The sequence below is a fragment of the Acuticoccus sp. I52.16.1 genome, from assembly GCF_022865125.1.
Lineage (GTDB): Bacteria > Pseudomonadota > Alphaproteobacteria > Rhizobiales > Amorphaceae > Acuticoccus.
On sequence record NZ_CP094828.1, the window covers coordinates 5,061,161 to 5,074,509 of the forward strand.

A 13,349-nucleotide genomic window follows, 5' to 3' on the forward strand; every position below is an offset into this window, starting at 1 on the left:
CGTCCAAATAACCCGCGCCTTACCGCGATTTCTCCCGCCGTTCTCGCAGCGGTCCGGTCGCCGCAATCAGGGAACGTAGGGCTCGTGGCTGACGACGGGTTCGGCGACGGGCTCGCCGAGCTTGGCGAGGGTGTCGTCCAGGCGCGCCTCCGGGATGCGCAGCGTCAGATGCACCGCCTCGCCGTCGTCGGTGCGGGCGAGCACCTCGGTGTTGCGGTAGAGCCAGGCGAGCAACGCGCCGTCACTGGCACCGATCGTCACCTCGCGCACGCTGGCGCGGCGGGCGAGGCGATCCTCGATGGCGGTGAGGAGCGTCGCGATCCCCTCCCCGGTCTCGGCCGAGACCAGAACGGCGCCCTGCCCGGCTGCCGCGGCCTCACGCTGCTCGCGCACCGCCGGCTCCAGCCGGTCGGCCTTGTTCCAGACCTCCAGCACCTCGCGCTGTCCCGGCTCGACGCCGATTTCGCCCAGGGTCGCCATCACGTCGGCGGCCTGCGCCTCGGTCTCTTCGTGCGAGATGTCGCGCACGTGGACGATGAGATCGGCCAGCGTCACCTCCTCCAGCGTGGCGCGAAAGGCGGCCACGAGCGAGGTCGGCAAGTGGGAGATGAAGCCCACCGTGTCGGACAGGATCGCGGTGCGGCCGTGCGGCAGATCCAGCTTGCGCAAGGTGGGATCGAGCGTCGCGAACAGGAGGTCGCGGCTCTCGACATGGTCGCCGGCGAGGCGGTTGAAGAGGGTCGACTTGCCGGCGTTGGTGTAGCCGACGAGGGCGACGACGGGCTGGTTGTTGCGCCGCCGCTGCTCGCGGGCGAGCGAACGGGTGCGCCGCACGTCCTCCAGGGCCCTCTCGACGCGGGCAATCCGGTCGGCGATCTGCCGGCGGTCGGCCTCGATCTGGGTCTCGCCCGGTCCGCCGAGGAAGCCGAAGCCGCCGCGCTGGCGCTCGAGGTGGGTCCAGGAGCGCACCAGGCGCGAGCGCTGGTAGGTCAGATGCGCATGCTCGACCTGCAGCGCGCCCTCCGCCGTCTGCGCCCGCTCGCCGAAGATCTCCAGGATCAGGGCCGTGCGGTCGAGCACCTTGGCGCCCCAGGCTTTTTCGAGGTTGCGCTGCTGCACCGGGGTGAGCGGATGGTCGATGACGATCAGCTCCGCCTCGCTGGCGCGTGCGACGGCGGTGATGTCGTCCATCAGTCCGGTGCTGAAGAGCGTCGCGGGGCGCGGATTGCGCACCGGCACCACGCGCGCGTCGACGACGTCGAGCGCGATGGCGTCGGCGAGGCCCACGGCTTCGGCGAGGCGCCCTTCGGGCTCGCGCTTCTCGTCTTCGGTGGGGCGAACGACCGGTAGGAGGACGATCGCGCGGGTCGCCTCCTTGGCGGTCGCGCTGCCCCGAACCGTTGGCGCGCCGATGTCGGCGCGTGTGCCGCTGTCGCCCGATTTCACGCTATCGTGATCCGCTCTCGTCGTTGGGGTCGAACAACTGGACCGGCTGGTTCGGCATGATGGTCGAGATGGCGTGCTTGTAGACAAGCTGCGAATGGCCATCGCGCCGCAAAAGAACGCAGAAGTTGTCGAACCACGTCAGCACGCCCTGGAGCTTCACCCCATTGACCAAAAAGATGGTTAACGGAGTTTTACTTTTACGGACGTGGTTGAGGAACGTGTCCTGTAGGTTTTGAGCTTTTTCAGCCACTGGTTATATCCCGATCACGATAAACACGGTGCTCGCGCGGTTACCGACACACACAATCGAGCGGCACCAGACCCCGAACACCAGCTCTGTAGGTAGTTCGCCGCGGCGGCCTCTCAAGCGGGACCTTCGCGCCGCTGTCTTAATACACGCTCAGAGGGAGTTTTTCCACGCCTTCGTGGAAGCGCGCCCGCATGGCAGACACGATCGAGCCGGGTTGGCCGTTGCCTATAACCGCGTCGTCGATCTTCACGACCGCCGTCGCCAGCATTGTCGCCGACGTGATGAACGCCTCGCGCGCGGCCTTCGCCTCCTCGAGGGTGAAATGACGCTCCTCGACCTTGATTCCGTTGGTGGCCGCATAGTCCATGATCGCGGCGCGGGTGATGCCCCGCAGGATGCCCTTCTCGGCCGGGCGCGTGATCAGCGTACCGTCCTGCGCGACGATCCAGGCATTGGAGGACGCGCCCTCGGTCACGTAGCCCTCCTTGTCGTACATCCAGGCTTCCTTGGCGCCCGCACGGACCGCCTTCTGCTTGGCCAGCACCTGGGGCAGCAGAGAGACGGTCTTGATGTCGACCCGCTCCCAGCGGATGTCCGGGGTGGTGACGACGGCGATGCCGTCCTCGGAGTTCTTCACCGCGACGGACGGGCTGGTGGAGCGGGCCGTCACGACCAGGGTCGTGGGGATGGGAAGCTTGGGAAAGGCGAAGTCCCGCCGCGCCTGGCCGCGGGTCACCTGCAGGTAGACCAGACCGTTCTTCACGCGATTGCGCCGCGCGGTCTCGCGCAGCACCGTCTCCATGGCGCGGCGCTCGAGCGGCCAGTCCATCTGCAACTCGGTGAGCGAGCGGCCCAGGCGGTCGAGGTGGCGCGTCATGTCGACGATGTGGCCGTTCCAGATCTCGCACACTTCGTAGACGCCGTCGGCAAACTGGAAGCCGCGGTCCTCGACATGCACGTGCGCCTGGGCGTGCGGCAGGTAGCGACCGTTGACGTAGGCAATCCGGCTCATCGTCTCTCCGTTCAGAAGAATTCCAGGCTCACCCGGAACATCTGCTCCACTTGGTGCACTTTTTCGCTCAACGCGAACATGACGACGCGGTCGCGGGCCATGATCTGCGTGTCGCCGTTGACCTCGATCGCCTTGCCGCGCCGCACGATGGCGCCGACACGCACCCCCTCAGGCAATTCCAATGCCCGAAGCGGCCGACCGACCAGCAGCGAGGTCTCCAGCGCCTCCGCCTCGATCACCTCGGCCGACCCGTTCTGCAGCGAATGCACGCTCTCGATGCGACCGCGACGCACATGGCGCAGCACGCGGCTGATGGTGACCGCACGCGGGTTGACGTACGCGTCGATCCCCAGCGCGTTGGCGAGCGCGGGATACGAGACGTTGTTGATGAGCGACAGGTTGCGCGCGCAGCCCAGCGTCTTGGCCATCACGCAGGCGATGATGTTGGCCTGATCGTCGTTGGTGAGGGCGACCATGGTGTCGGCATCCTCGACGTCGGCCTCGCGCAGGACGTCCTGGTCGAGTGCGGAGCCGTTGAGGATCACCGTCTTGTGCAGCTGGTCGGCGATGTAGAGCGCGCGCTGGCGGCTCGCCTCGACGATCTTCACCTTGGTCGACGGCTCGCGTTTTTCGAGCTGCTGGGCGACGTAGAAGCCGATGTTGCCGCCGCCGGCGATCACCACGCGGCTCGCCTTGGGCTCGTCGTGGCCGAAGATCACCAGGGTGCGGCGCACCTGCTCGCGCGGGGCGACGACGTAGACGAGGTCGTCCACCCGCAGCATCTCGTCCGACTTGGGCACGATCAGCGTGCCCTGGCGGTAGACCCCCGTGACCACGGCGCCGAGGTTGGGGAAGAGGTCGGTCAATTGCCGCAGCGGCGTGTCGACGACCGGGCAATCCTCCTGGCACAGGATGCCGACGACGATGATCTTGTCGTCCGCGAAGCGCACCGTCTCGACCGCGCCGGGCAGCGACAGGCGCCGCATGACCATCTCGCCGACCTCGATCTCGGGTGAGATCACCACGTCGATCGGCATGTTGTCGCGCGCGAAGAGCACCGAGTAGACTGGGTTGAGGTAGGATTGGGCGCGCACGCGGGCGATCTTGGTCGGCACCTGGAAGATGGTGTGCGCGACCTGCGTCGCCACCATGTTCACCTCGTCCGACTGGGTGACGGCGATCAGCAGATCGGCGTTCTCCGCGCCGGCGGCCGCCAGCGTCGGCGGGTGGGCGCCATGGCCGATGACCCCGCGCACGTCGAGCTGGTCGCGGACGTTGGCGATGAGCTGGGGCGAAAGGTCGATGACGGAGACGTCGTGGCCCTCGTGGGCCAGCCGCTCGGCGATACCGAATCCGACCTGACCTGCACCGCAAATGACAATGCGCATAGGCTAGTTGTGCGCCACGTTCAGCGGCTGAGTGGGACGCAAGCGCGCGTCACGCAAGGAAAGAGCACGCGGAGCCGGCATTATCCGCGGATGCGGCGCGCGTTGTTTCGCCCGGCACGTCGGCCGTGCGAACGGCATCGTCCACGCTCGCGATCATGACCTTGGTCACGCGACGATCTCCCAGCTCCCAACGGACGTTCACAGGCGACGTCCACCCCCCTCTATATAGGCGATCCGGCATGGCTTGGCCCATCCTAGCCCTCTTTCAGTGCCGCGGCGAGTGCCGCCTCGGCATGGATGGCGGTCGAATCGAAGACCGGCGCGCCGATGTCGTCCTGGCCGATCAGCATCGTCACCTCGGTGCAGCCGAGGATGACGCTGTCCGCACCGGCCTCGATCGCGCTGTCGACGAGTTCGAGATAGCGCGCCTTGGAGCCCGCGTCGACGATGCCCCGGCACAGCTCCTCGTAGATGATGCGGTGCACCGCGGCGCGCCCCGCGTCATCGGGCACGCGCACGTCGAGCGCATGCCGCTCGCGCATGTGGCCGCGGTAGAAGGCGCCCTCCATGGTGAACTTCGTGGCCAGCAGCAGCGGGGCCATGCAGCCCTCGGCGCGCACCGCCTCGGCCGTCGCGTCGGCGATGTGGACGAGCGGCACGCCCGCCGCCGCCTCCACCGCGCCGGCCATCCGGTGCATGGTGTTGGAGCAGATCACCAGGACCTCGGCACCCGCGCGCGCCAGCGTTTCGCCCGCCTCGACCATGCGTGCGGTGGCGCCGGCCCAGTCCCCCTCGGCCTGCAACGCCTCGATCTGGGCGAAGTCGAACGACCACAGGAGGATCGGCGCCGAATGCAGGCCGCCGAGGCGCTCGCGCGTCAGACGATTGAGGTGCTGGTAGTAGAGCGCGGTGGACTCCCAGGAGAGCCCGCCGATGAGGCCGATCGTCTTCACGCCGCGCGCTCGCGGACCATGTGGACGCCGAGGATCCCCTCGCCCTTCAGGATGTCGAGCTTCTCGATCACCACGTCGGCGCGCGCCACCCGCGAATTGGCCAGGAGCCGGCCGGCGACACGTTCTGCGAGTTGCTCCAGCAGCGGCGAGTGCCCGGCGGTCTCGGCGTCGATCGCCTCGACGATGTCGACGTAGCTCACGGCCGGCTCGTCCCCCTCCGGGGCGATGCCCTCGCCAAGATCGAGCGTCACGGTGAAGCGCACGCGCTGGGTGACGCCTCGCTCGCTGGCGAGGATGCCGACGCCGATGGTGCGCACCAGATCGCGCACGAACACCCGGTCGCCGCCGACCGCGCGCAGCCTCGGGGCCGTCACGCGACCCCCGCCGGGCCGGCCGCGGTCACGCGATCCCCAGCGTCTTCAGCTTGCGATGCAACGCCGAGCGCTCCATCCCGACGAACTCGGCGGTGCGCGACACGTTGCCTGAGAAGCGGTTGATCTGCGCGCGAAGGTAGTCGCGCTCGAAGATCTCGCGTGCGTCGCGCAGCGGCAGCGCCATGATGTGCTCGCCCCCCGTCTGGGATGAGAGCGGCGGCACGATGGCGCCGATCTCGTTGGGCAGCAGATCGGCCGAGATCGGGTCGTTCGGGTCGCCATCGCGCGTCAGGATCAGCAGGCGCTCGACGTTGTTCTTCAGCTGGCGCACGTTTCCGGGCCAATCGTGCGCCTGCAGCACCGCCATCGCGTCCTCGCCGACGATGCGGCGCGGCAGACCCTGGTTCTCGGCCGTCTGACGCAGAAAATAGTCGATCAGCATCGGCACGTCCTCGCGCCGCTGCGCCAGCGCCGGCACGCGGATCGGCACCACCGACAGGCGGTGGAAGAGATCCTCGCGCACGCGGCCCTCGGTCACCTCCTCCTGCAGGTCGCGGGCGGAGGACGAGATGATGCGGACGTTGACCCTCACCTTCTGCGTGCCGCCGACGCGGGTGAATTCCTGCGCCACCAGCACCCGCAGGATACGGGCCTGCGTCTCCATCGGCATGTCGCCGATCTCGTCGAGGTAGAGCGTGCCGCCGTGCGCCTCTTCCAGCGCGCCGACGGACGGATCCTGACCCGGCTTGGCCTCGGCGCCGAACAGCGCCTCGTCCATGCGGTCCGGCGTGATCGACGCGGACGAGACGACCACGAAGCGCCCGTCGGAACGCAGGCTCTTCTTGTGGATCGTCCGGGCGACCAGCTCCTTGCCGGAGCCGGACGGACCCATGATCATGATGCGTGAGTTGGTCGGCGCCGCCTTCTCGATGGTCGAGCGCAGCTGGTTCATCACGGCCGAGTTGCCGATCAGGTCCTGGAACTCGCCCGACTTGGTGCGCAGCTGGTCCACCTCGCGTCGCAGGCGCGAGTTCTCCAGCGCCCGCTCGGCGGCCAGAATCAGCCGGTCCGCCTTCAGCGGCTTCTCGATATAGTCGTACGCGCCGCGCTTGATCGCCGAGACCGCGGTCTCGATGTTGCCGTGGCCCGAGATCATCACGATCGGCATCGACGAGTGCTGCTCCCGGATCGCGTCCAGGAGCTGCAGACCGTCCATCTTCGAACCCTGCAGCCAGATATCCAGGAAGATGAGCTGCGGCCGGCGTGCACCGATCGCGGCGAGCGCCTCGTCGGAGTCGGCAGCGGTGCGGACCTCGTAGCCCTCGTCTTCCAGAATGCCGCCGATCAGGTTGCGGATGTCGATCTCGTCGTCGACGACAAGAATGTCCGATGCCATCAGCGCTCCACCCTTCGCCCCAAACCGGGCCGAACCTGTGACCGGGGGGATGGGCCTACGTCGCGCGACTTGACCGAATCGTCAAGCACCGCGGCGATGAACGACCCCGCATCCTTCGGTCGCAACCGCGTCGCCCGCCCCCTCATTCGGCCGGATCCGGCAGCACGAAGCGCACGCAGGCACCTCGTGTGTTGCTCGACACCGCCGACGCGTCGAGCAGCTCGATCCGCCCGCCCTGTTCCTCGGCGATCTTCTTCACGATGGCGAGACCGAGCCCGGTGCCCTTCTCGCGCGTGGTCATGTAGGGCTCCAGCAGCCGCTCCCGCCCCGTCGCCGGAAAGCCGATGCCGTTGTCGACGATGTCCACCACGCGCTCTCCCGCCTCGTTGACGTAGAGCCGCACGTCGATGTGGCCGGGCTCGCCGCCGCGGTCGGCGTCGGTGGTCTGCTCGATCGATTCGGCCGCGTTCTTGACGAGGTTGGACAGCGCCTGGCTCACTAGCCGGTGGTCGAAGTTGGCGACGACCCCCTCCTCCGGGATCGACGTGCGCTTCTCCACCCGATCATGGCCGATACCCTGGACGAAGACCGCCTCGCGCACCGCGTTACGCAGGTCCATCCGCTCCATCGCCGGCGCGGGCATCCGCGCGAAGTTGGAGAACTCGTTGACCATGTGACCGATACTGTCGACCTGCCGCACGATGGTGTCGACGCACTGGTCGAACACCTCGTGGTCGTCTTCCTTGATCTGCTTGCCGTAGCGCCGCTTGATCCGCTCGGCCGAAAGCTGGATCGGCGTCAGCGGGTTCTTGATCTCGTGCGCGATGCGCCGGGCGACGTCCGCCCAGGCCGAGGTGCGCTGCGCGGTGACGAGATCGGTGATGTCGTCCAAGGTCAGCACGTAGCCGGGCCGGGTGACATCGGCACGGTCGGTGGTGGCGCGCACGCTGATGGTACGGTCGCGGCCGCGGCGCTGCAGGTTGATCTGCTCGGGCTTGATGCGCAGGTGCGCCAGGCCGCCCTCGCCTTCCTGGATCGGCGCCAGCTCCGGCACCACCTCGGTCAGCCCCTTGCCGACGATGTCGCTCTCGAAGAGGTCCAGCATCGCCAGCGCGGAGGTGTTGGCGAGCGTCACCCTGCCGTCCGAATCGATGCCGATGACCCCGGCCGAGACACCGCCCAGCACCGCCTCGGTGAACCGCCGCCGGCGGTCCATCTGGTCGTTGGCGGCGACGAGATCGTCCCGCTGGCTCTTCAGCGTCGCGGTCATGGCGTTGAAGGTTTCGCCCAGGTGGGCGATGTCGCCGTCGAAGAAGCGGACCGGCACCTCGGTCTCGAGGTCGCCCTTGCGCACTCTGTCGGACGCGCCGATCAGCTCGCGGATCGGCGCCACGAGGCTGTTGGCGAAGCCGAAGCCGATGTAGATCGCGCACACCAGAAGCACCAGGCACACGCCCGCATAGACCAGCCCGAACGCCACCGAGACGCCGAGCCGCGAGCGCTCCAGGCGGATATATTCGTCCGCATTGGCGCGTGTCAGGCGCAGGAAGCCGTTCACGTCCGGGTCCATCAGCCGGGCGATGTAGAGGTAGGTGTCGTGATAGGAATCGAGCTTCATGATGCCGCCGACCTGGTCGGCATCGCCGGGCGAGATCTGCACCGGGCGCCCCTTGAGCGCCTCGCGCATGGCGTCCGGCGGCGGCATCCTGAGGTCGACGTCGGGGTCGACCACGGCGCGGGTGATGACCTCGCCGGCGCCGTTCAGCAGGAAGGCGGACGGCAGGTTGCGCAGCGCCGTCTGCGCCTGAAAGAACTGGTCGAACCGGCTGGGCTCGAGATCGTAGAGGTTCTTCGCCCGGTCCACGTCGCGCGCCATCGCCAGGAGGTCCGAGGTCATCCCGCGGGCGTGCTCGCCGACATAGGCGTCGGCGACCTTGACCGAGTTGACGACCATCACCTGGATGCGTTCCTCGAACCAGCGGTCGAGCCCGCGCGCCAGGGTGAAGGTCGCCACCAGCGCCACCAGCATCGCCGGCAGCACCGCCATCACCGAGAAGAGCGCCACGATGCGCACGTGAAGCCGCGCACCGGCGCGCTGGGCCGAGCGGGCGCGCCACAACTTGCCCGCCTCGTAGACCACGCCGCCCATCAAGAGGCCGACGAGCACCGCGTTGATCACCAGCGCCACGACGATGACCGTCGTCGTCGGCTCGATCGGCGTCATGCCGGTGAGCGTCAGGAACGTGCCGGCGACCGCGATGAGGGCGAGCGGGATCACGACGACGCCGAAGCTTCTGACCGGCGAGTCGAACGGCGGACGGTATGGGATGGCGGCTTGGGCCATGGCCACTATCGATCACGCTTCACAAATTAAGGTTCTGACGTATGTGACGCCCTCGGATATGGGTCAACCGCGCGGGCGGCCGCGCGCTGCTCGTCCACCGAATTGGAGCGCCATTTGCCGCAGCCCGAGCCCCGCCGGATCGTCCTCGCCGGCGCCGGTCACGCCACCATGGTGGCCCTCACCGCGCTCGGCACATCGCCGCGGGGCACGACGGTCACGCTCGTTTCGCGCGGCGACAGTGCCCATTATTCGGGCATGGTGCCGGGATGGATCGAGGGGATCTACCCCACCGGGGCGATGAGCATCCCCCTCGCCCCCTTCGCCGCATCGCGCGGTGTTCAGCTCGTTTCCGGCGAGATCACGGGGGCCGACGCAGGCGCCCTCTTTCTGGCGGACGGCCGCGCGATCGCCTACGACACGCTCGTCGTCAACGCCGGATCCGAGACGCGCCTGCCGCCCCCGCTCGACCACCCCGCCGTGGTCCCCGCCAAGCCGTTCGAGGCGCTGATGGCGGGCCTCGAGGCGCAGCTCGCCGTGGCCCCGTCGTTCGCCGTCGTCGGTGGCGGGGTCGCGGGCTGCGAGATCGCGCTCGCCGTCGCCGCGCGCCGTCCAGACGCTGCCGTGACGCTGATCGAGCGGGCGCCGCAGCTCCTCGCGGGACATCCGCCGAGCTTTGCCAGCGCCGTCCGCCGCGCCCTCGCCGGGCGGGGCGTCGTGCTGCGCCTCGGCGTCTCGGTGAGCGCGCTCGAGGCGGGCGCGCTCGGGGTGAGCGCGGTGAAGGTGGGCGCGGAGCGGATCGCGGCAGCGACGGTGGTCGCCGTTACCGGTCCCGCGCCGCCCGCGTGGCTCGCCGCGACACCGTTCCGGCGGACCGTCGACGGGTTCCTCGCCGTCGATGCGGCGATGCGCTCGATCAGCCACCCGCATGTCCTCGCGGTGGGCGACGCGGCGACCCGGCTGGACGACCCGCGCCCCAAGGCGGGCGTCTTCTCGGTGCGCGCAGGGCCGCCGCTCGCCGAGGCGCTCCGGCGGATCGCGGCGGGGGCGGAGCCGGCGCCGGTGCACCTGCAACGCCGCGCGCTGGTGCTGCTGGCGACCGGCGAACGCCGCGCGATCGGCACCCGCAACGGGGTGACGCTCCAGGGGCGCTGGGTGTGGTGGCTGAAGGACCGGCTCGACCGAGCGTTCGTCGAGCGGCTGCGCGACCTGCCTCATGCGTGATCACAATTGCACTATCCATAGGCGGTGCGGAGCGCTAGAGCGAACCTCATGTCACTCGCCCTTCGTGTCTTCGTCCCCTTCGCGCTCGCCTATCTGCTCTCGTACCTCCTGCGGGTCGTAAACGCGGTCGCGGGGGAGCCCGTGACGGCCGAGTTCGGCCTGTCGCCGGCCGATCTGGGCCTCATGACGAGCCTCTATTTCATGGGCTTCGCGGTGACGCAGTTCCCCCTCGGCATCCTGATGGACCGCTATGGTCCGCGCCGGGTGGAGGCTGCGGCGTGGATCGCCGGAGCGGTCGGATGCGTGGTCTTTGCCACCGGGATGACGACCGAGCAGCTCTTCCTCGGCCGCCTCCTCATCGGCATCGGCGCGTCGATGGCGCTGATGGGGCCGATGACCGCCTATCGTCACTGGTTCAGTCCCGAGCGGCGGGCACTGGTGGTGGGCCTCCACATGGCGTTCGGCGGCATCGGCAGCGCGCTGGGCGGCGGGCCGACCGAGCTGGCCATCGCCGCGATCGGGTGGCGCCCGGTGTTCGGCGTCCTCGCGGTGGCGGCCATCGGCGCGGCGCTCGCCATCCTCTTCGTGGTCCCGCGGCGACACGAGCCGCGCCGGCCGACCGAGACACGGGTCCTCGTGCGCGAGCTTCTGGTCGTCCTTTCCAGCCGCACGCTGTGGCGCATCGCGCCGATGTCGGCGGCGATCCAGATCGGCATGCTCTCGGTGGTGAGCCTGTGGGCGGGCCCCTGGCTGCGCCAGGTGGTCGACCTGCCGGCGAGCGAGGCGGCGTTCTGGCTGTCGGCCAATTCCATCGGCCTGATCGCCGGCTTCCTCGGCTACGGCGTCCTCTTCGCGCGGGCGGAGCGGCTCGGCCTGACGATGCACCTCTTCATCGCCGGCACGGTGGTGGTGATGCTGATGCCGCTGGCCTTCATCTTCATGCCGCCCGCGGCCACGCCGCCGATGTGGATCCTCTACGCGACCATCGGTTCGGTCGCCGTCCACAGCTACAACATCATCTCCGCTCAGTTCCCGGTGGAGATGGCCGGTCGGGTCAATACGGCGCTCAACTTCGTGGTCTTCCTGGTGGCGTTCCTGGCGCAGTGGGGGTTCGGCCTGATCCTGGACGGTTGGCGCGACGCCACCGGCGCCCCGACCGCGGAAGGCTTCGCGGTCGCCTTCATCGCGCTCATCGCCGTGCAACTCGTCTCGATGCTGCCGCTGCTCCTGCCGAAGTCCGCCCCCACGCTGCTGCCGGCCTCGCACTCCACCTGATCGGGGCGACCCGCCGCCCCTCTCCACCGGCAGGCGGCGGACACAAAAACGCCCGCCGGTGAGGCGGGCGTCTTCGCGTCTCGCAAGGGTGCGGGTGCGGGATCAGTTCGTGTACGTCACCGCCTTCACCGCGTCGATCACCTCGGCGACCGACGGCAGCGCCAGCTTCTCCAGATTGGCCGCGTAGGGCATGGGCACGTCCTTGCCGGTGACGCGCAGGACCGGCGCGTCGAGGAAGTCGAACGCCTTCTCCATCAGCTGGTAGCCGATTTCCGAGGAGATCGAGCAGGTCGGGAACGCCTCTTCGACCGTGACGCAGCGGTTGGTCTTCTGCACCGACTTGATGACCGTCTCGATGTCGAGCGGGCGGATCGTGCGCAGGTTGATGACCTCCGCGTCGATCCCCATGCCGGCGAGCTCGGCGGCGGCCTTCATGGCGTAGGTCATGCCGATGCCGAAGGAGACGATGGTGACGTCCTTGCCCTTCTTCTCGACCTTCGCCTTGCCGATCGGCAGCACGAAATCCATGTCGGCCGGGACCTCGAAGGTCTGACCGTAGAGGATCTCGTTCTCCAGGAAGATCACCGGGTTGGGATCGCGGATCGCCGCCTTCAGGAGGCCCTTGGCGTCCATCGCCGAATAGGGCTGGATCACGCGGTGGCCGGGGACGTGCGCGTACCAGGCGGCATAGTCCTGGCTGTGCTGGGCGGCGACGCGGGCGGCCGCCCCGTTGGGCCCGCGGAAGACGATCTGCGACTTGATGAACCCGCCGGACATGTAGTGCGTCTTGGCGGCGGAGTTGATGATCTGATCGATCGCCTGCATGGCGAAGTTGAACGTCATGAACTCGACGATCGGCTTCAGCCCGGCCATCGCCGCACCCACGCCGAGGCCGGTGAAGCCGTGCTCGGTGATCGGCGTGTCGATCACGCGCCGGGCGCCGAACTCGTCGAGCAGGCCCTGGCTGATCTTGTAGGCGCCCTGATATTCGGCGACCTCCTCGCCCATCAGGAAGACGTCACCGTCGTTGCGCATCTCTTCGGCCATCGCGTCGCGCAGCGCTTCGCGGACGGTGATCTGGCGCATCTCGGTGCCGGGGGGCACGTCCGGCTCTTCCGGTTGGTCGTCCGGCATCTCGGCCGGACCGGGGCCGGAGCGCGGCGCGGCCGGCGGACGGGCGGCGTCGGCATCGAGGCTGCCCGTCGGGCCGGGGCCCTTCCGGGCGAGCGCGGTGGGGGCGACGTCGCCCGATCCCGCGGCGGCGGCGGATGCCTCCGCGGCGGCGGGCTCGGGGCTGGCGGCGGCGCCGGCGGACGAGGTCTCGCCGATGTCGCTCTCGCTCTCACCCTCGGCGAGGAGCACGGCGATCGGCGCGTTCACCGGCACGTTCTCGGTCCCCTCCTCGACGAGGATCTTGCCGAGCGTGCCTTCGTCGACCGCCTCGACCTCCATGGTCGCCTTGTCGGTCTCGATCTCGGCGATGACGTCGCCGGCGGATACGGTGTCGCCTACCGACTTCAGCCATTTGGCGAGCTTGCCCTCCTCCATCGTGGGGCTGAGGGCGGGCATCAGGATTTCGGTGGGCATTTCTCAGTGTCCGCGCGGTTTCTCTACGATCTCGCAGCCCCGGCGCGCTCGCCGCGCGTGATGCGTATCGTGGTTGTCGTTGGGCGAAAGGCGATCCAGCGTC

11 protein-coding genes are annotated in these 13,349 nt (G+C 68.8%); 2 read left to right on the plus strand and 9 right to left on the minus strand.

Features of this window, described 5'->3' with window-relative positions; genetic code table 11:
* Positions 1-66 precede the first annotated feature (66 nt).
* The 8 genes from hflX to MRB58_RS22705 all read right to left on the minus strand — a co-directional run bounded on the left by hflX (position 67) and on the right by MRB58_RS22705 (position 9,163).
* Positions 67-1,446 (minus strand): GTPase HflX, encoded by a 1,380-nt coding sequence (gene hflX / locus MRB58_RS22670; protein ID WP_371747214.1) that lies wholly within the window; start codon positions 1,444-1,446, stop codon positions 67-69.
* A 1-nt stretch (position 1,447) separates the two neighbouring features.
* Positions 1,448-1,696, minus strand: coding sequence for an RNA chaperone Hfq (gene hfq, locus MRB58_RS22675; RefSeq protein WP_244779406.1), 249 nt, complete (start codon positions 1,694-1,696; stop codon positions 1,448-1,450).
* Between the two features lie 139 nt (positions 1,697-1,835).
* Positions 1,836-2,708: a D-amino-acid transaminase gene (locus tag MRB58_RS22680; RefSeq protein ID WP_244779407.1), complete on the minus strand. Its 873-nt coding sequence runs from the start codon at positions 2,706-2,708 to the stop codon at positions 1,836-1,838.
* Positions 2,709-2,719: 11 nt separating this feature from the next.
* Positions 2,720-4,096, minus strand: a complete 1,377-nt coding sequence (trkA, locus tag MRB58_RS22685) for a Trk system potassium transporter TrkA (protein WP_244779409.1) — start codon at positions 4,094-4,096, stop codon at positions 2,720-2,722.
* 254 nt (positions 4,097-4,350) lie between these two features.
* The gene (locus MRB58_RS22690) at positions 4,351-5,049 is read right to left on the minus strand and encodes an aspartate/glutamate racemase family protein (RefSeq protein WP_244779412.1); all 699 of its coding nucleotides are present in this window, start codon (positions 5,047-5,049) and stop codon (positions 4,351-4,353) included.
* On the minus strand, positions 5,046-5,423 hold the full coding sequence (locus MRB58_RS22695; RefSeq protein WP_244779414.1) for a dihydroneopterin aldolase: 378 nt from the start codon (positions 5,421-5,423) through the stop codon (positions 5,046-5,048). The genes MRB58_RS22690 and MRB58_RS22695 overlap by 4 nt, the downstream gene beginning before the upstream one ends.
* A 25-nt stretch (positions 5,424-5,448) precedes the next feature.
* On the minus strand, positions 5,449-6,819 hold the full coding sequence (locus tag MRB58_RS22700) for a sigma-54 dependent transcriptional regulator (RefSeq protein ID WP_244779416.1): 1,371 nt from the start codon (positions 6,817-6,819) through the stop codon (positions 5,449-5,451).
* A 142-nt stretch (positions 6,820-6,961) separates the two neighbouring features.
* Positions 6,962-9,163 (minus strand): PAS domain-containing sensor histidine kinase, encoded by a 2,202-nt coding sequence (locus tag MRB58_RS22705; RefSeq protein ID WP_244779418.1) that lies wholly within the window; start codon positions 9,161-9,163, stop codon positions 6,962-6,964.
* Positions 9,164-9,277: 114 nt separating this feature from the next.
* Between MRB58_RS22705 and MRB58_RS22710 the strand changes: the two genes are divergently transcribed.
* Together MRB58_RS22710 and MRB58_RS22715 are read left to right on the plus strand one after the other, a co-directional pair.
* Positions 9,278-10,384 (plus strand): FAD-dependent oxidoreductase, encoded by a 1,107-nt coding sequence (locus MRB58_RS22710; RefSeq protein WP_244779420.1) that lies wholly within the window; start codon positions 9,278-9,280, stop codon positions 10,382-10,384.
* Between the two features lie 48 nt (positions 10,385-10,432).
* A complete protein-coding gene (locus tag MRB58_RS22715; RefSeq protein ID WP_244779422.1) occupies positions 10,433-11,659 on the plus strand; it encodes an MFS transporter in 1,227 nt (408 codons plus the stop codon).
* A gap of 102 nt (positions 11,660-11,761) precedes the next feature.
* Here the strand turns inward: MRB58_RS22715 and MRB58_RS22720 are convergent, their stop codons facing one another.
* Positions 11,762-13,246 carry a pyruvate dehydrogenase complex E1 component subunit beta gene (locus tag MRB58_RS22720; RefSeq protein ID WP_244779424.1) on the minus strand — a complete coding sequence of 495 codons (1,485 nt, stop codon included), beginning with the start codon at positions 13,244-13,246 and terminating at the stop codon, positions 11,762-11,764.
* Positions 13,247-13,349 lie beyond the last annotated feature (103 nt).

What these genes read in the sequence shown, in the direction of transcription:
- MRB58_RS22680 (WP_244779407.1), bottom strand. Translation starts at nt 2,708, where the DNA reads ATGAGCCGGATTGCCTACGTCAACGGTCGCTACCTGCCGCACGCCCAG.
- trkA (WP_244779409.1), bottom strand. Translation starts at nt 4,096, where the DNA reads ATGCGCATTGTCATTTGCGGTGCAGGTCAGGTCGGATTCGGTATCGCC.
- MRB58_RS22700 (WP_244779416.1), bottom strand. Translation starts at nt 6,819, where the DNA reads ATGGCATCGGACATTCTTGTCGTCGACGACGAGATCGACATCCGCAAC.
- MRB58_RS22705 (WP_244779418.1), bottom strand. Translation starts at nt 9,163, where the DNA reads ATGGCCCAAGCCGCCATCCCATACCGTCCGCCGTTCGACTCGCCGGTC.
- MRB58_RS22715 (WP_244779422.1), top strand. Translation starts at nt 10,433, where the DNA reads ATGTCACTCGCCCTTCGTGTCTTCGTCCCCTTCGCGCTCGCCTATCTG.
- MRB58_RS22720 (WP_244779424.1), bottom strand. Translation starts at nt 13,246, where the DNA reads ATGCCCACCGAAATCCTGATGCCCGCCCTCAGCCCCACGATGGAGGAG.